Source organism: Burkholderia sp. AU6039 (assembly GCF_002223365.1).
GTDB lineage: Bacteria > Pseudomonadota > Gammaproteobacteria > Burkholderiales > Burkholderiaceae > Burkholderia.
Map to the genome: position 1 here is coordinate 926,186 of NZ_NKFK01000005.1, position 17,119 is coordinate 943,304.

14 protein-coding genes are annotated in these 17,119 nt (G+C 65.7%); 9 read left to right on the forward strand and 5 right to left on the reverse strand.

The window, feature by feature from the left end; all coding sequences use genetic code 11:
* Positions 1 to 462: 462 nt before the first annotated feature.
* Together CFB39_RS22010 and CFB39_RS22015 are read right to left on the reverse strand one after the other, a co-directional pair.
* Entirely contained in the window at positions 463 to 759 is a 297-nt protein-coding gene (locus tag CFB39_RS22010; protein ID WP_089474425.1) for a hypothetical protein, read from the reverse strand.
* A gap of 386 nt (positions 760 to 1,145) precedes the next feature.
* Positions 1,146 to 1,904 (reverse strand): TIGR00730 family Rossman fold protein, encoded by a 759-nt coding sequence (locus CFB39_RS22015; protein ID WP_039358092.1) that lies wholly within the window; start codon positions 1,902 to 1,904, stop codon positions 1,146 to 1,148.
* 1 nt (position 1,905) lies between these two features.
* Here CFB39_RS22015 and polA point away from each other — a divergent pair, with 1 nt between their 5' ends.
* The 3 genes from polA to CFB39_RS22030 all read left to right on the forward strand — a co-directional run bounded on the left by polA (position 1,906) and on the right by CFB39_RS22030 (position 7,563).
* Entirely contained in the window at positions 1,906 to 4,659 is a 2,754-nt protein-coding gene (polA, locus tag CFB39_RS22020; RefSeq protein WP_089474426.1) for a DNA polymerase I, read from the forward strand.
* 270 nt (positions 4,660 to 4,929) lie between these two features.
* Positions 4,930 to 6,264, forward strand: coding sequence for an NAD(P)/FAD-dependent oxidoreductase (locus CFB39_RS22025; RefSeq protein WP_089474427.1), 1,335 nt, complete (start codon positions 4,930 to 4,932; stop codon positions 6,262 to 6,264).
* Between the two features lie 423 nt (positions 6,265 to 6,687).
* Positions 6,688 to 7,563, forward strand: a complete 876-nt coding sequence (locus CFB39_RS22030) for a dienelactone hydrolase family protein (protein ID WP_089474428.1) — start codon at positions 6,688 to 6,690, stop codon at positions 7,561 to 7,563.
* Positions 7,564 to 7,617: 54 nt separating this feature from the next.
* Here CFB39_RS22030 and CFB39_RS22035 read toward each other — a convergent pair whose 3' ends face one another.
* Both CFB39_RS22035 and CFB39_RS22040 read right to left on the reverse strand, forming a co-directional pair.
* Positions 7,618 to 8,487: a sulfurtransferase gene (locus tag CFB39_RS22035; protein ID WP_089474429.1), complete on the reverse strand. Its 870-nt coding sequence runs from the start codon at positions 8,485 to 8,487 to the stop codon at positions 7,618 to 7,620.
* A 117-nt stretch (positions 8,488 to 8,604) separates the two neighbouring features.
* Positions 8,605 to 9,711: an aromatic ring-hydroxylating dioxygenase subunit alpha gene (locus tag CFB39_RS22040; RefSeq protein ID WP_089474430.1), complete on the reverse strand. Its 1,107-nt coding sequence runs from the start codon at positions 9,709 to 9,711 to the stop codon at positions 8,605 to 8,607.
* 270 nt (positions 9,712 to 9,981) lie between these two features.
* On the opposite strand from CFB39_RS22040, the gene CFB39_RS22045 reads away from it, so the two are divergent.
* From CFB39_RS22045 to folE2, 4 genes are all read left to right on the forward strand, one after another.
* Positions 9,982 to 10,275: an exodeoxyribonuclease VII small subunit gene (locus CFB39_RS22045; RefSeq protein WP_027791079.1), complete on the forward strand. Its 294-nt coding sequence runs from the start codon at positions 9,982 to 9,984 to the stop codon at positions 10,273 to 10,275.
* Positions 10,272 to 11,156, forward strand: a complete 885-nt coding sequence (locus tag CFB39_RS22050) for a polyprenyl synthetase family protein (RefSeq protein ID WP_089474431.1) — start codon at positions 10,272 to 10,274, stop codon at positions 11,154 to 11,156. Before CFB39_RS22045 ends, CFB39_RS22050 begins: the two co-directional genes overlap by 4 nt.
* A gap of 81 nt (positions 11,157 to 11,237) precedes the next feature.
* A complete protein-coding gene (gene dxs, locus CFB39_RS22055; protein WP_089474432.1) occupies positions 11,238 to 13,142 on the forward strand; it encodes a 1-deoxy-D-xylulose-5-phosphate synthase in 1,905 nt (634 codons plus the stop codon).
* A gap of 154 nt (positions 13,143 to 13,296) precedes the next feature.
* The gene (gene folE2 / locus CFB39_RS22060; RefSeq protein WP_089428001.1) at positions 13,297 to 14,106 is read left to right on the forward strand and encodes a GTP cyclohydrolase FolE2; all 810 of its coding nucleotides are present in this window, start codon (positions 13,297 to 13,299) and stop codon (positions 14,104 to 14,106) included.
* A gap of 98 nt (positions 14,107 to 14,204) precedes the next feature.
* Here folE2 and tsaD read toward each other — a convergent pair whose 3' ends face one another.
* Positions 14,205 to 15,245, reverse strand: a complete 1,041-nt coding sequence (gene tsaD, locus CFB39_RS22065) for a tRNA (adenosine(37)-N6)-threonylcarbamoyltransferase complex transferase subunit TsaD (protein WP_011355802.1) — start codon at positions 15,243 to 15,245, stop codon at positions 14,205 to 14,207.
* A 130-nt stretch (positions 15,246 to 15,375) separates the two neighbouring features.
* Here tsaD and CFB39_RS22070 point away from each other — a divergent pair, with 130 nt between their 5' ends.
* Entirely contained in the window at positions 15,376 to 16,596 is a 1,221-nt protein-coding gene (locus tag CFB39_RS22070) for an NAD(P)/FAD-dependent oxidoreductase (RefSeq protein WP_089474433.1), read from the forward strand.
* A 107-nt stretch (positions 16,597 to 16,703) separates the two neighbouring features.
* Positions 16,704 to 16,916 carry a 30S ribosomal protein S21 gene (gene rpsU / locus CFB39_RS22075; protein WP_006479415.1) on the forward strand — a complete coding sequence of 71 codons (213 nt, stop codon included), beginning with the start codon at positions 16,704 to 16,706 and terminating at the stop codon, positions 16,914 to 16,916.
* Positions 16,917 to 17,119 lie beyond the last annotated feature (203 nt).

Sequence of the window (17,119 nt, forward strand, 5' to 3'; positions counted from 1 at the left end):
GTGAGCGAGGTCTATTGTTTCCCGAAGGGTGCGGCCAGAGCGTTGGAAACGCTGGGCTGATCCCGTTTCCGAACCAGGCCCAGCATGACGGGCGAGAGAACGATCTACGGTGGGCAAAATCGGCGGACAAGTGCGAATTGCTCCACGCGAACCTTCTCAGGGGTCAAGCGAAGGTCTGCTTTGATTGTCTAACATGCGCATACAAGCGCTGCCAAATGCGAGCCAAGTTGACGTCGCAACGACGGTAAATTGTTAGAAGATAAACAGTAAATGCTTGATTGATGTGGGAATCGAGGGGCAAATTGCGGAGCTTTGCGGAAGTGGCGTTCCAGTAACGTCGACGGCACCGCGCCGCAGCGCCCGCAACGGCAAAGGCCGCACGCGAATGTTGGTTCGCGTGCGGCCTTTTGTTTTTTTGCCAGTGCTTCAGTGCCCGGGCCGAGCGGCCCGGCAATCACGCGCTCAGCACTCACCCTTCTTCGCGTGTCCCGGCGGGCAGTGATAGCCGCGATCGCCGTGGCCGCGATGACGCTGGTAGTCTTCCCACTCGCGGCGTTCCCAGTAGCGGCGGCCGTCCCAGTAGCGGTCGCCATGCCAGCCGACGATCACCGCGGGTGCCGGGGCGACCACGACGGGCGCGGGCGCAACGACGACCGGCGCGGGCGTGCCGATGTTGACGTCGACGTTGACGGCGTGGGCGAGGCCGGACAGCGAAAGGCCGAGGCCGGCGAAGGCAAGGGCGATCAGCGAGCGTTGCATGTTCTTTTCCGTGGTGTCGTTATAAAAGGCCGGCGCGACGCGATGGAAGCGAGGGGGACCGTTCCACCGGGGGAACGCCGCACCGACACATGCAGTGTGCTGGCGCGCGACGGAAAATGCGAGGCGGGGTTGTTACGGAGGATTGCGGCCGGCAGGCGCCGGACGCGGGCGTCGGGCCGTGTCATTTGACAATGGCGGCCTGCGTGTGCGGATGATGGCGCGCGTCGCACGGCACCGGCGGCGCGGATTTGACATTCGGCGGCGCGCGGCCACGAAGCGCGATTAATGGCGCGTTACAAAGTGACACGCGGCAGGTGGCGGAATCGCCACGTCTGCCGCGCGGGAGGGGCGTGCCGGCCGTCGGGCCGGCGGTCGTCACGGATGGATTACAGGTAGAACATCCGGTCTTCTTCGGGGCGCGGCGGATGGCCTTCATCGTCCGAACCTTCTTCCTCGCCGCTGTCCTCGTAGAACGCGAGCACCGCGTCGAGCACCTGGTCGGGATCGTCGATCACCTGCATCAGGTCCATGTCTTCCGGATTGATGAGGCCCATCGGAATCAGCTGGTCGCGGAACCACTGCAGCAGCCCCTTCCAGAACTCGCTGCCGACGAGAATGATCGGCACGAGGCGCGACTTCTTCGTCTGGATCAGCGTGAGCACTTCCGACAGTTCGTCGAGCGTGCCGAAGCCGCCCGGCATCACGATCACCGCATCCGAATTCTTCACGAACGTGACCTTGCGCGTGAAGAAATGGCGGAAGCGCAGCGAGATGTCCTGGTAGTGGTTGCCGGCCTGTTCGTGCGGCAACTCGATGTTCAGGCCGACCGACGGCGCCTTGCCGGCGTGCGCGCCCTTGTTCGCTGCTTCCATGATGCCGGGGCCGCCGCCGGAGATCACGGCGAAGCCGGCGTCGGACAGCTTGCGCGCGATCTGCGCGGCGAGCTTGTAGTGCGGCGTATCGGGTTTGAGGCGGGCAGAACCGTAGATGCTGACAGCCGGGCGGATCTCCGACAGGTACTCGGTCGCCTCGATAAACTCTGCCATAATCGTGAACATCTGCCACGATGCGCGCGCCTTCTTGGCCGTCGCGCGTTCTTGATCTGCGAGCGAACGCAGACTCGGAATCACTTTTCTCTTGTTCATAATGCCTGAAGAACGAAATCTGGAAGGTAAGACCCTGCTATTGGTTGACGGTTCGAGCTATCTGTATCGGGCTTACCATGCGATGCCTGATTTGCGTGGCCCTGGCGGGGAGCCGACCGGAGCGCTCTACGGAATCATCAACATGCTGCGCCGTATGCGCAAGGAAGTCAGTGCAGAGTATAGCGCTTGCGTGTTCGATGCAAAGGGCAAGACGTTCCGTGACGACCTTTATGCCGACTATAAGGCAAACCGTCCGTCGATGCCGCCCGACCTCGCATTGCAGGTCGAACCGATCCACGGCGCCGTGCGTGCGCTCGGCTGGCCGCTGCTGATGGTCGAAGGCGTCGAGGCCGACGACGTGATCGGCACGCTCGCGCGCGAAGCCGAGCGGCACGGGATGAACGTGATCGTGTCGACCGGCGACAAGGATCTCGCGCAGCTCGTCACCGATCACGTCACGCTCGTCAACACGATGACCAACGAGACGCTCGACCGCGACGGCGTGATCGCGAAGTTCGGCGTGCCGCCGGAGCGCATCATCGACTACCTCGCACTGATCGGCGACACCGTCGACAACGTGCCGGGCGTCGAGAAGTGCGGGCCGAAGACGGCCGTGAAATGGCTGGCGCAGTACGACAGCCTCGACGGCGTGATCGAGCATGCGGGCGACATCAAGGGCGTGGTCGGCGACAACCTGCGCCGCGCGCTCGACTTCCTGCCGCTCGGCCGCAAGCTCGTGACCGTCGAGACGGCCTGCGATCTCGCGCCGCATCTCGAATCGATCGAAGCGTCGTTGAAGACCGACGGCGAAGCGCGCGACCTGCTGCGCGACATCTTCGCGCGCTACGGCTTCAAGACCTGGCTGCGCGAAGTCGACAGCGCGCCGGCGGAAGGCGGCGGCGCCGACGCGCCGGAAGGCGAGCCGGCGCCGGTGGTGGCGGCCGACATCGTGCGCGAATACGACACGATCCAGACGTGGGAGCAATTCGACGCGTGGTTCGCGAAGATCGACGCGGCCGAGCTCACCGCATTCGACACCGAGACGACCGCGCTCGACCCGATGCTCGCGCGGCTCGTGGGCCTGTCGTTCTCGGTCGAGCCGGGCAAGGCGGCGTATCTGCCGGTTGCGCATCGCGGCCCCGACATGCCCGAACAGCTTCCGCTCGACGAAGTGCTCGCGCGCCTGAAGCCGTGGCTCGAATCGGCCGATCGCAAGAAGGTCGGCCAGCACCTGAAGTACGACGCGCAGGTGCTCGCGAACTACGACATCGCGCTGAACGGCATCGAGCACGACACGCTGCTCGAATCGTACGTGGTCGAATCGCATCGCACGCACGACATGGACAGCCTTGCGCTGCGTCATCTCGGTGTCAAGACGATCAAGTACGAAGACGTGGCCGGCAAGGGCGCGAAGCAGATCGGCTTCGACGAAGTCGCGCTCACGCAGGCCGCCGAATACGCGGCCGAAGATGCGGACATCACGCTGCAACTGCATCACGCGCTGTATCCGCAGGTCGCGCGCGAACCGGGCCTCTTGCACGTGTACCGCGAGATCGAGATGCCCGTGTCGCTCGTGCTGCGCAAGATGGAGCGCACGGGCGTGCTGATCGACGATGCGCTGCTGCAGGCGCAGAGCACCGAAATCGCGACGCGCCTCATCGAGCTCGAAGGGCAGGCGTACGAACTGGCCGGCGGCGAATTCAATCTCGGCTCGCCGAAGCAGATCGGGCAGATCTTCTTCGACAAGCTGCAGTTGCCGGTCGTGAAAAAGACACCGAGCGGCGCACCGTCGACCGACGAAGAAGTGCTGCAGAAGCTGGCCGAAGACTACCCGCTGCCGAAGCTGCTGCTCGAGCATCGCGGGCTGTCGAAGCTGAAGTCGACCTATACCGACAAGCTGCCGCGCATGGTGAACCCGTCAACGGGCCGCGTGCACACGAACTACGCGCAGGCCGTCGCGGTCACGGGCCGCCTGGCATCGAACGATCCGAATCTTCAGAACATTCCGGTGCGCACGGCCGAAGGCCGGCGGATCCGCGAGGCGTTCATCGCCTCGCCGGGCCACCGGATCGTGTCGGCCGATTATTCGCAGATCGAACTGCGGATCATGGCGCACATCTCGGGCGACGCGTCGCTGCTGCGCGCGTTCTCGCAGGGTGAGGACATCCACCGCGCGACGGCCGCCGAGGTGTTCGGCGTGACGCCGCTGGAGGTCAATTCCGACCAGCGCCGGATTGCGAAGGTGATCAACTTCGGGCTCATCTACGGGATGAGCGCGTTCGGGCTCGCGTCGAACCTCGGCATCACGCGCGATGCGGCGAAGCTCTATATCGACCGCTATTTCGCCCGCTACCCGGGTGTCGCGCAGTACATGGAAGACACGCGTTCGGTTGCGAAGGAGAAGGGCTACGTCGAAACCGTTTTCGGCCGCCGCCTGTGGCTGCCCGAGATCAACGGCGGCAACGGCCCGCGCCGCCAGGCGGCGGAGCGCGCGGCCATCAATGCGCCGATGCAGGGCACGGCGGCCGACCTGATCAAGCTGTCGATGATCGCGGTGGACGACTGGCTCACGCGCGACAAGCTCGCGTCGCGGATGATCATGCAGGTGCACGATGAACTGGTGCTCGAGGTGCCCGACGGCGAGCTGTCGCTGGTGCGCGAGAAACTGCCGGAAATGATGTGCGGCGTGGCGAAGCTGAAGGTGCCGCTGGTGGCCGAAGTGGGCGCTGGCGCGAACTGGGAAGAGGCACACTAACGCACCGTTGCGCGGTTCCCGATTCCTGCGGCATATTGTTGCAGGGATGCTGAATATCGAGATGGTTTGCTTGTGGTCAACGCGCAAGCTCCCGGACAATGCATGTCATTGACACGGGGGCATGCGCGCCCCGCGTTCCGGGTTGGGCGCATCGAGGTGCTTCGAACTGCACATCGATGATGTCCGAACCGGTTAATCCACCGGGTCGCGTGAATGCATCGCGTTCGCATCGTCCGGCGGCAGCAGTTTCGAATCGCAAAGGGGGAACAGATGCATCGGATCATCATCGTAGGTGGAGGCGCGGGCGGCCTGGAACTGGCGACGCGGCTCGGCGACCGTTACGGCGCGCGCGGCAATCGTTCTGCGCGTGCGCTTGTCACGCTCGTCGACCGCAATCCGACCCACATCTGGAAACCGCTGCTGCACGAGGTCGCGGCCGGCAGCATGGACCCGTTCACGCAGGAGCTCGAATATGCGGCGCAGGCGCGCTGGCATGGCTTCGAGTTCCAGCAGGGCGGGTTGACCGGGCTCGACCGCGCGGCGAAGCGCATCACGCTGTCACCCGTCAACGACAGCGACGGCGAGGAGTTGTTGCCGGCGCGCGAGCTGGAATATGACACGCTCGTGATCGCGATCGGCAGTACGACTCACTTCTTTGGCGTGCAGGGCGCGGCGGAAAACGCGATCGCGCTCGATACCGTTGGCGAGGCCGAGCGCTTCCGCAAGCGGCTGATCGCCGCGTGCATGCGCGCCGAGCATCAGGCGCCGGCGCCGACCGCGCCGGGTGAAGCGGCCGAGCCGCGCATCCAGGTCGCGATCGTCGGTGGCGGCGCGACCGGCGTCGAGCTGTCCGCCGAGCTGCGCAACACCGCGCAGGTGTTGTCGGCCTACGGGCTGCACAAGCTCGACCCGCGGCACGACGTCGGCATCGTGCTGATCGAATCGGGGCCGCGGATCCTCCCGGCGTTGCCGGAGCGCGTGTCGTCGGCGACGGCCGAACTGCTTGAAAAGATCGGCGTGCGGCTGATGCTCGCCGAGCGCGTCACCGAGGTGGCGCCCGGGGCTGTCCATACGGCTAGCGGCAAGACAATACGTGCCGACCTGACGGTCTGGGCCGCGGGCATCAAGGCGCCGGCCGTGCTCGCCAATCTCGATGGCCTCCAGGTCAACAAGCTCGGCCAGCTCGACGTGCGCCGCACGCTGCAGACCTTCACCGACGACAACGTGTTCGCGCTCGGCGATTGTGCGGCATGCGCATGGCCCGGCAACGAGCGCAACGTGCCGCCGCGTGCGCAGGCTGCGCACCAGCAGGCGAGTTTCCTGCTGAAGGCAATCGGCTGCCGGCTCGACGGGCGCCCGCTGCCCGAATTCACCTATCGCGACCTGGGTTCGCTCGTGTCGCTCGGCCATTTCAGCGCGGTCGGCAACCTGATGGGCGGGCTGATCGGCGGCAACATGCTGATCGAGGGGCTGTTCGCGCGCTTCATGTACATGTCGCTGTACCGGATGCATATCGCCGCGCTGCACGGCTATCCGCGCATGATGCTCGACACGGTCGCGCACTGGTTGCGGCGTACGACGCTGCCGCGCGTCAAGCTGCACTGAGCGCGCGTTCGCGCATGAGGCGGGCGGGGAGCGCGCAGGTCGTGCGTGGTCGCCGCCCGTTGTTCTTTGCGGCCAGCCGGGCTGTCGTACCTGCCTGTGGCGGGCAACATCGACCGCGCGTTTTTCGTTTCAATCGGCAAGCATCCGATCGCGCAACGGCGATCGGCATGCGGCCTGTTGCATCGCGATTCGACGGGTCGCCCGCGGTGTTTGGCGCGACGATCGACATGGCGAATCAACGCGCCGTAATCGAGTCTTACATATCCGACAGTTGACGCGACAACGGATTATTGGGCATCTTGTCCGGGTTTCCGTTCGCGGCGGGGTGCCAACCGCCGCGACATCCGCGCCGTGCGCCGGTGCGATGCCCCGTCATGCCGTGTCCGTGATCGTGGCGGCGGCCCCCAATCGAGGAGTGCATTCATGTTGAAACCCGAAGTCGACAGCCTGGTTCCCCACGTTCCGTTCTCGCGCCGCAAGTTCATGCAGGCCGCGCTGGGCAGTGCCTTCGCGGCGGCCGTGCTGCCCGTGTCGGCGCAGACGGTCACGACCGACAGCGAAGGGCTGGACGTCGACACCGTCGAGATCCGCTCGGGCGACGCGAGCGTGCCCGCGTATCGCGCGCAGCCGAAGGACAAGACGAACCTGCCGGTCGTCATCGTGATCCACGAGATCTTCGGCGTGCACGCGCACATCGCCGATGTCTGCCGCCGCTTCGCGAAGCTCGGCTATCTCGCGATCGCGCCGGACCTGTTCGCGCGGCAGGGCAATGCGGAGAAGTATCCGACGATCAAGGATCTGGTCGAGCACATCGTCAGCAAGGTGCCGGACCGGCAGGTGACCGAGGATCTCGATGCGACCGTCGCGTGGGCCGGCAAGAACGGCGGCGACCTGTCGCGTCTCGGCGTGGTCGGGTTCTGCTGGGGCGGCCGCCAGAGCTGGCTGTATGCGGAGCACAACCCGCACGTGCGTGCGGCCGTTGCATGGTACGGGTTCGTTGAAGGCAAGACCGACGAGATGACGCCGTTCAACCCGGTCGATCATGCATCGTTGCTGAAGGTGCCCGTGCTCGGGCTGTATGGCGAGAAGGATGCGAACATCACGCAGGCGTCGCTCGCCGACATGCGCAAGGCAATCCAGACGAGCGATTCGAAGCTCGCGCGCGAATCGGAGATCGTCGTGTACCCGGATGCCGGTCACGCGTTCTTTGCCGATTACCGGCCGAGCTATGTGAAGGCCGACGCGGAGGAGAGCTGGAAGCGCGCGATCGCGTGGCTCCGCAAGTACGGCGTGATGTAAACGGCAAGCGGCGGCATGGGCCGCCGCTTCTTTGCGACTGCGCCGCGCCGGCGCTTACGGTGTCGGGCCGGTTGCGACCGGCCGCGACGGGTCCGCGCTCCACTCGCTCCACGAGCCCGGATACAGCGATGCGCCGTGCAGGCCTGCAACTTCCAGCGCCAGTGCGTTGTGGCATGCGGTGACACCGGAGCCGCATTGCAGGATCACGCGATTCGGTTCGGTGCCCGCCAGCACGGCGGAAAACGCTTCGCGCAGTTCATGGCCGGTCTTGAAGCGGCCGTCGGCGGTCAGGTTGTCCTTGAAGAAGCGGTTGCGCGCGCCGGGAATGTGACCGCCCACGCGATCGATCGTTTCGTTTTCGCCGCGGTAGCGATCGGGTGCGCGCGCATCGATCACGACACGCGTGGGTGCGTTCACGTTGGCGAGCACGGCTGCCGCGTCGACCGTCGATTCGAGCGGCGCGGCCGCACGGAAATCGCCGGCTGCCGGGTGCGGTACGTCGGCCGTCAGCGGCTGGCCGGCCGCTTCCCAGGCCTGCAGGCCGCCGTCGAGCACGGCAACCGAATCGTGCCCAAGCCAGCGCAGCAGCCACCACAGGCGCGCCGCATAGGCGCCGCCTTGTGCGTCGTACGCGACGACCTGCTGGCCTTGCTTGAGGCCGCGGCTCGCGAGCAGCGTGGCGAGTGCGTCGCGGGTCGGCAGCGGATGGCGGCCGTTGGTGCCCGTCTTGCGGCCCGACAGGTCGCGGTCGAGATGGAGATACTGGGCGCCGGGGAGATGGCCGGCCGCATAGGCGGCCTCACCGGCGGTGGGATCGACGAGATCGAAGCGGCAGTCGAACAGCGCGACGCTGCCGGGCGCCGCCGCCAGGCGCTCGGCGAGATTGGCGGCGGAGATGAGCGTGGTGTAGTGAGTGTGTGGCATGACGGCTCCCTGGAGTGCGAATGGCCTGACATTCCAAGTCTAAACAAAAAAAGACGGGCCGAAGCCCGTCTTTTCGTCTGCCGGATACCGTGCAGCGTCAAAGCGCCGCACCGGTTATCAGATGTCGCCGAGGTGGCGGCGCAGGAACTCGTGGAAGTGCTGCATGCCGTCTTCCATCGGGCTCTGGTACGGGCCGACCTGCGACTCGCCGCGTGCCATCAGTGCACGGCGGCCTGCGTCCATCCGCATCGCGATCTCGTCGTCCTCGACGGCCGTTTCCATGTAGGCGGCGCGTTCGGCCTCGACGAATTCGCGTTCGAACAGCGCGATTTCCTCGGGGTAATAGAACTCGACGATGTTGGTCGTCTTTTGCGGGCCTTGCGGAATCAGCCACGACACGACGAGCACGTGCGGATACCACTCGATCATCAGGCCCGGGTAGTAGACCATCCAGATCGCGCCGAACTCCGGCGGCACGCCGTTGCGGAACTTCAGCACCTGCTCGTGCCATTTCTGGTAAGTCGCGCTGCCCGGTTTCGCGAGCGCGTTGTGCACGCCGACCGTCTGCACGCTGTACCAGTCGCCGAACTCCCACTTGAGGTCGTCGCACGACACGAAGCTGCCGAGGCCCGGGTGGAACGGGACGACGTGGTAATCCTCGAGGTAGACCTCGATGAACGTCTTCCAGTTGTAATCGCACTCGTGCACTTCGACGTGATCGAAGAGGTACTCGGAGAAGTCGAAGTGATGCTTCGTGCCGAGGTTGGCGAGGTCGCGCGCGACATTCCGGCCCTCGGCCTCGAACAGCAGCCCCTGCCAGTTCTGCAGCGGGCTCTTGCCGAGGTTCAGGCACGGCTTGTCGGGGAAGTGCGGCGCGCCGAGCAACTGGCCTTCCAGATCGTAGGTCCAGCGGTGCAGCGGGCACACGATGTTCTGCGTGTGGCCGCGCCCGTTGAGCATGATCGCCTGCCGGTGGCGGCACACGTTCGACAGCAGTTCGATCTGGTTCGCCTGGTTGCGAACCAGCACGCGGCCTTCCTGCTCGGACGGCAGCGCAAAATAATCCCCCGCCTCGGGCACCATCAACTCGTGCCCGACGTAACGAGGTCCTTTCTTGAAGAGGGTTTCGATCTCGCGCTCGAGTAGCGCCTCATCGAAGTATGCAGTGACTGGAAGCTGGCTGTGAGCCGACTTCAACTGAAGCGCATCGCTCAGATTGGACATTCCCACTCCCGGTGTTAGCGTGAAAGCAGTGAACAACCCAACCATCGAAAAATCGATTTAGGGAAACGGGGAATTATACCCGGTTCGCCTCGCAAGGCTAGGATTAAGTGCCTGATTTGTGTCAATTTTTTGTCGGGCGACAATCGGAAGGCGCACAATGTGTGTCGAAGGTGGGGCCGGAATATGTACCCGGGTGCCACGACGGCAGGTCGGAAAATTCTCTTTTGCCGTAGAATGTCCGACTTGTTTTGAAATTTGACACCCTCGTCCATGGCGAAAACCGCATCCCCAGGCGCCACGCCGCCCGGCAATGGTACCGAACCGTTGCCGGACAATTACGAAACGGCGCTCGCGGAACTCGAGACGCTGGTTGCCCGGATGGAAGGCGGCGCGTTGAGCCTCGAGGATTCACTGACGGCGTATCGTCGCGGTGCGACCCTCGTTGCGTTTTGCCAACAGCAGCTCGAGAAAGTGGAGCAGCAGGTTCGCGTGCTCGACGGCGCGACGCTGAAGCCGCTTTCGTCCGGAACGGCCGCCACGGACGGCGAAGACGACGATCTATGACATTCGAACAATGGATGCGGTCCGTGCTTGACCGTGTCGAGGACGCACTCGGCCACTATTTGCCCGCTGAAACCGCGGTGCCGGAGAAACTCCACGAGGCGATGCGCTATGCGGTCCTCGGCGGCGGCAAACGCGTTCGCCCGCTGCTGTGCCATGCAGCAGGCGAACTGACCGGCGCGACCGAAGCGGCCCGCAATGCGGCGGCGGCGGCACTGGAGATGATCCACGTCTACTCGCTCGTGCACGACGACATGCCGTGCATGGACGACGACGCGCTGCGTCGCGGCAAGCCGACCGTGCACGTGCAGTACGACGAGCCGACGGCACTGCTCGTCGGTGACGCGCTGCAGTCGCAGGCGTTCGTCGCGCTGACCGACGCCGCCGCGCTGTCGCCGGTGCAGCAGGCCGCGCTCGTGCGCGAGCTGGCGCTCGCAAGCGGCTCGATCGGCATGGCCGGCGGGCAGGCGATCGACCTGGCGAGCGTCGGCCTCAAGCTGACGCTCGAGCAGCTCGAGACGATGCACCGGAAGAAGACGGGCGCACTGCTGCGCGCGGCCGTGCGGATGGGCGCGCTGGCCGGCGAGACGCCGTCCGCGGAAACGATGGCTGCGCTCGACGTATACGCGGGGGCCGTGGGTCTGGCCTTCCAGGTCGTCGACGACATTCTCGACGTCACGACCGATTCGGCGACGCTCGGCAAGACGGCCGGCAAGGATGCGGCGAATGACAAGCCGACCTATGTATCGATCCTCGGCCTCGACGCGTCGCGCGAGCTCGCAGCACAACTGCGCGCCGAAGCGCACGACGCGCTGAAACCGTTCGGCGCGCGCGCACAGCGTCTGGCCGAACTTGCCGACCTGGTAGTGAACCGGGTCAGCTGACGCGAAAGCCCGCCGCCGCGCACATGCTACGGTGCGTGCATCAGAATGCGGGCGCGTTTGATTTCCTACAATGGAACGACGATGTACGACTTGCTGAAAACCATCGACGACCCGGCGGATTTGCGCCGCCTCGATCGTCGCCAACTTCAACCGCTCGCGGATGAACTGCGCGCGTTCGTGCTCGACAGCGTGTCGAAGACGGGCGGCCATTTGTCGTCCAACCTCGGGACGGTCGAGCTGACGATCGCGTTGCACTACGTGTTCAACACGCCGAACGATCGGATCGTCTGGGACGTGGGCCACCAGACCTACCCGCACAAGATCCTGACGGGCCGCCGCGACCAGATGCATTCGCTGCGCCAGCAGGACGGCATCTCGGGCTTCCCGCGCCGCAGCGAGTCCGAATACGACACGTTCGGCACCGCGCACTCGAGCACGTCGATCTCGGCCGCGCTCGGCATGGCGATCGGCAGCCAGCTGAACGGCGACGACCGCTTCTCGATCGCCGTGATCGGCGACGGCGCGATGACGGCCGGCATGGCGTTCGAGGCGATGAACAACGCGGGCGTGTCGGAAGATGCGAAAGTGCTCGTGATCCTGAACGACAACGACATGTCGATCTCGCCGCCGGTCGGCGCGCTGAATCGCCATCTCGCACGCCTGATGTCGGGCCGCTTCTATGCGGCTGCGCGCGCAGGCGTCGAGCGCGTGCTGAGCGTTGCGCCGCCGGTGCTCGAACTCGCGCGCAAGCTCGAAGAGCACGCGAAGGGCATGGTCGTGCCGGCTACCCTGTTCGAAGAGTTCGGCTTCAACTACATCGGCCCGATCGACGGTCACGATCTCGATTCGCTGATCCCGACGCTGCAGAACATCCGCGAACTGCGCGGCCCGCAGTTCCTGCACGTGGTGACGAAGAAAGGCCAGGGCTACAAGCTCGCCGAAGCCGATCCCGTGCTCTACCACGGCCCCGGCAAGTTCAACCCGGCCGAAGGCATCAAGCCGTCGACCACGCCCGCGAAGAAGACGTACACGCAGGTGTTCGGCGAGTGGCTGTGCGACGAAGCCGAGCGCGATACGCGCGTCGTCGGCATCACGCCCGCGATGCGCGAAGGCTCGGGCATGGTCGAGTTCGAGAAGCGCTTCAAGGATCGCTACTACGACGTCGGCATCGCCGAGCAGCACGCGGTGACGTTCGCGGGCGGCATGGCGACCGAAGGCCTCAAGCCGGTTGTCGCGATCTACTCGACGTTCCTGCAGCGTGCATACGACCAGCTGATCCACGACGTCGCGCTGCAGAACCTGCCGGTCGTGTTCGCGATCGACCGCGCGGGCCTCGTCGGCGCGGACGGTGCGACGCACGCGGGCGCGTACGATCTCGCGTTCATGCGCTGCATCCCGAACATGACGATCATGGCTGCGTCCGACGAGAACGAATGCCGCCAGATGCTGCACACGGCGCTGCAGCAGCCGAACCCGACCGCAGTGCGCTATCCGCGCGGCGCGGGCACGGGCGTGCCGACGGTGAAGGAATTCACCGAGATCCCGCTCGGCAAGGGTGAAGTGCGTCGCCAGACGTCGCAGCCGGAAGGCAAGCGCGTCGCGATCCTCGCGTTCGGCACGATGGTCGCGCCGTCGCTCGCCGCGGCCGAGGAGCTCGACGCAACCGTCGCGAACATGCGCTTCGTGAAGCCGATCGATGCGGCGCTCGTGCGCGAACTCGCCGAGACGCATGACTACCTCGTCACGGTCGAGGAAGGCTGCGTGATGGGTGGCGCGGGCTCGGCCTGCGTGGAAGCCCTGATGGAGAGTGGGGTTATCCGACCCGTACTACAATTGGGCCTCCCTGACCTGTTCATCGATCACGGCGACCCCGCGAAGCTGCTGTCGCAATGCGGCCTCGACGGCGCGGGTATCGCGAAATCGATTCGCGAACGCTTTCTGAATCCGGCGGCCGACGTCGCCGGTCAGGCGAAGCGCGTCGCATAAGCTGGCGCCGCCCGCGGGCGGTGTCGGTGCGACTGGCGCAACCGGTCTTCATTGATGCGGAAAACATGGGCCTGCGGGCCCATGTTGCTTTTCCGGCTGCCGCATGACGCGGCGTGCGCGTCGTCGAACGCGCGGCTTACAAGGATTGAACAAGATGAACCAGATGAATCCCGCCTTCGTGATGCCCGACGTGCAGAGCACGGTGGATACCCGCCAGATTCCGATTCAGCGTGTGGGCGTGAAGGCGGTCCGGCATCCGTTGACGGTGTGCACCGAAAGCGGCGACGTGCAGCCGACCGTCGGTGTCTGGAACCTCGATGTCCGCCTGCCGGCCGACCAGAAGGGCACGCACATGTCGCGCTTCGTCGCGCTGCTCGAAGAGAACCGTGCACCGCTGACGGTCGAGCGTTTTCGCGCGATGCTCGCATCGATGCTCGAGAAGCTGGAAGCCGAAGCCGGTCGCATCGAAGTCACATTCCCGTACTTCGTGAACAAGACGGCGCCGGTGTCGGGCGTGCAGAGCCTGCTCGACTATGAAGTGACGCTCGCGGGCGAAAGCCGCAACGGCGATACGCGCCTGTTCCTGAAGGTGCTCGTGCCCGTGACGAGCCTGTGCCCGTGCTCGAAGAAGATCTCGCAGTACGGCGCGCACAACCAGCGTTCGCACGTGACGATCGACGCGGAGCTCGCGGCCGACCTGCCGGTCGAGGCGCTGATCCGCATCGCCGAGGAAGAGGCATCGTGCGAGCTGTGGGGCCTGCTGAAGCGTCCGGACGAGAAGTTCGTCACCGAGCGCGCGTACGAGAACCCGAAGTTCGTCGAGGATCTCGTGCGTGACGTCGCGCAGCGTCTCGATGCGGACGAGCGTGTGGTGGCATACGTGCTCGAAGCCGAGAACTTCGAGTCGATCCACAATCACAGCGCGTATGCGCTGATCGAACGCGACAAGCGACTGGCTGCATAACGCCGCGGCGTTTTGTCGCGTCGATGAAGAAAGGCCGCTCAAAATTGAGCGGCCTTTCTGTTTGTCGGTGCGGCGTTGCGTCGCGTGCGCGGCGCGGCTCAGCGCGCGAGCGACGCGAGATCCCAGCGCGGCTTCACCGTGAATGCGTAGTCGGCATTCGCCTGCTCGGGCCAGCGGCCAAGCCGCAACGCGCCTGCCAGCGCGATCATCGCGCCGTTGTCGGTGCAGAGCGCGAGATCGGGGTAGTGCACGTCGAAGCCGCGCTTGGCTGCCGCGGCCGACAGCGCGGCGCGCAACTGGCGGTTCGCGCCGACCCCGCCCGCGACCACGAGGCGCTTGAGCTTTGTCTTCTTCAGCGCGGCGAGCGACTTGGCGACGAGCACGTCGACGGCCGCGTCGACGAAGCCGCGCGCAAGGTCGGCCTTCGCGCGTTCGAGTGCTTCACCTTCGAGCTTCGCCGCTTCGAACTTCTTCATCTGCGTGAGTACGGCCGTCTTCAGGCCGCTGAAGCTGAAGTCGAGGTCGCCCGAATGCAGCATCGGGCGCGGCAGCACGACCGCACCCGGCGTGCCGGTTTCGGCGAGCTTCGACACTTCCGGGCCGCCCGGGTAGCCAAGGCCGATCAGCTTGGCCGTCTTGTCGAATGCTTCGCCGGCCGCGTCGTCGAGCGTTTCGCCGAGCGTCTCGTACACGCCGACGTCGGTCACGCGCATCAGTTGCGTGTGGCCGCCGGACACCAGCAGCGCGACGAACGGGAACGGCGGCGGCTGGTCGACGAGCAGCGGCGACAGCAGGTGGCCTTCGAGGTGGTGGATGCCGACGGTCGGCTTGTTCCAGGCGAGCGCGAGCGCATTCGCGATGCTCGCGCCGACCAGCAGCGCGCCGGCGAGGCCGGGGCCCTGCGTGAACGCGATCGCGTCGATGTCGTCGCGGCGCGTGCCGCTTTGCGCCATCACTTCCTCGAGCAGCGGCAGCGCGCGGCGGATGTGGTCGCGCGATGCGAGCTCGGGCACGACGCCGCCGTATTCGCGGTGCATGGCGATCTGCGAGTGGAGCGCGTGCGCGAGCAGGCCGCGCTGCGTGTCGTAGAGCGCGAGGCCGGTTTCGTCACAGGAGCTTTCGATGCCGAGAACGAGCATGGGTACGGGCAGGGCACGCCGTATCGGGCGCGCCGCAGGAAGGTCAACGTAACCGGAAAGTATAGCAGGCGAGGGCCTGCCCCCGCTGGCAGCGGCCCGGGCCGGATGCCGGGCAGGTACAATCCGCGCCATGGAAACTTATGACATCGCCGTGATCGGCGCGGGCGCCGCCGGAATGATGAGCGCCGCGGTGGCCGGGCAACTCGGCCGCCGCGTCGTGCTGATCGATCACGCGCCGCGGCTTGCCGAGAAGATCCGCATCTCGGGCGGCGGCCGCTGCAACTTCACGAACCTGTACGCCGGCCCCGACAACTATCTGTCGTCGAATCCGCATTTCGCGCGCTCGGCGCTGGCGCGCTATACGCCGCGCGACTTCCTCGGGCTGCTCAAGCGCCATCACGTGACCTGGCACGAAAAGCACAAGGGCCAGCTCTTTTGCGACCACGGCAGCGACGCGATCATCGACGTGCTGAAGCACGAGTGCGACGCGGGCGGTATCGCGTGGCGCCGGCCCGTCGTCGTCGACGCGGTGCGCCACGCGCCGTCCGACGGCTTCACGCTCGACACGCAGCAGGCGGGGACGATCGGTGCGCGCGCACTGATCATCGCGACCGGCGGCCTGTCGATCCCGAAGATCGGCGCTACCGACTTCGGTTACCGGATCGCCAAGCAGTTCGGTCACAAGCTCATCGACACGCGGCCCGCGCTCGTGCCGTTGACGTTCGCGCAGCAGGACTGGGAGCCGTTCGCGGCGTTGTCCGGCGTATCGCTCGAGGTGCGCGTGTCGACCGGCGACAAGAAGCGCGGCGGCGAATTCGTCGAGGACCTGTTGCTGACCCATCGCGGTCTGTCCGGGCCCGGGATCCTGCAGATCTCGAGTTACTGGCAGCCCGGCGACCCGATTCGCGTCGATCTGTTGCCGCAGCGCGACACGGTGGCCGACCTGCTCGACGCGAAGCGCACGTCGAAGCGCCAGATCGGTTCGCTGCTCGCCGACTGGGTGCCGTCGCGCCTCGCGCATGCGTGGCTCGACACGCATCGCGTCGCGGCCGACGCGCGGCTCGCGGACCTGCCCGACAAGACGCTGCGCCAGATCGGCGGCGCGCTGTCCGGCTGGACGCTGACGCCGAACGGCACCGAGGGCTACAAGAAGGCCGAAGTGACGAAGGGCGGGGTCGATACGCGCGACCTGTCGTCGACGACGATGATGAGCGCACGCGTACCGGGGCTGTTCTTCGTCGGCGAGGCGGTGGACGTGACGGGCTGGCTCGGCGGCTACAACTTCCAGTGGGCGTGGGCGTCCGGCACGGCGGCCGGACAGGCCGCGGCGGAGTATGCGCGCGGCGCCTGACGGGGCTGGGCCGACGCCGTTTTGGCGGGGCCGGGCCCCGTGCCTTTAGGCAATCGCTCTGCTATACTCGGTAGTCTTTCCCTGCAAACCTTTATTCGTGTCGGATCATGACGATCATTCGCGTTAAAGAGAACGAGCCGTTCGAAGTTGCAATGCGTCGCTTCAAGCGTACGATCGAGAAGAATGGTCTGTTGACCGAGCTTCGTGCGCGCGAGTTTTACGAGAAGCCGACCGCGGAGCGCAAGCGCAAGAAGGCTGCTGCAGTGAAGCGTCATTACAAGCGCATCCGCAGCCAGACACTGCCGAAGAAGCTGTACTGAACGATTGGGCGCCGCGCGGTTCGCTGAGCGGCGCACCGGCGACTCCGTGCGATCAGGTGATCGCGAAAGATCGAGCATGATCGTGCGACCGATCGGGCGAGCCGCCGATGCCGGATTCGAGCAACCCGCTTGAGACATTGTCCCAAGCGGGTTTTTGTGTTGACGCCCTTTGGCGGGCGTCGGATTCACGTTTCCTTCCCGGG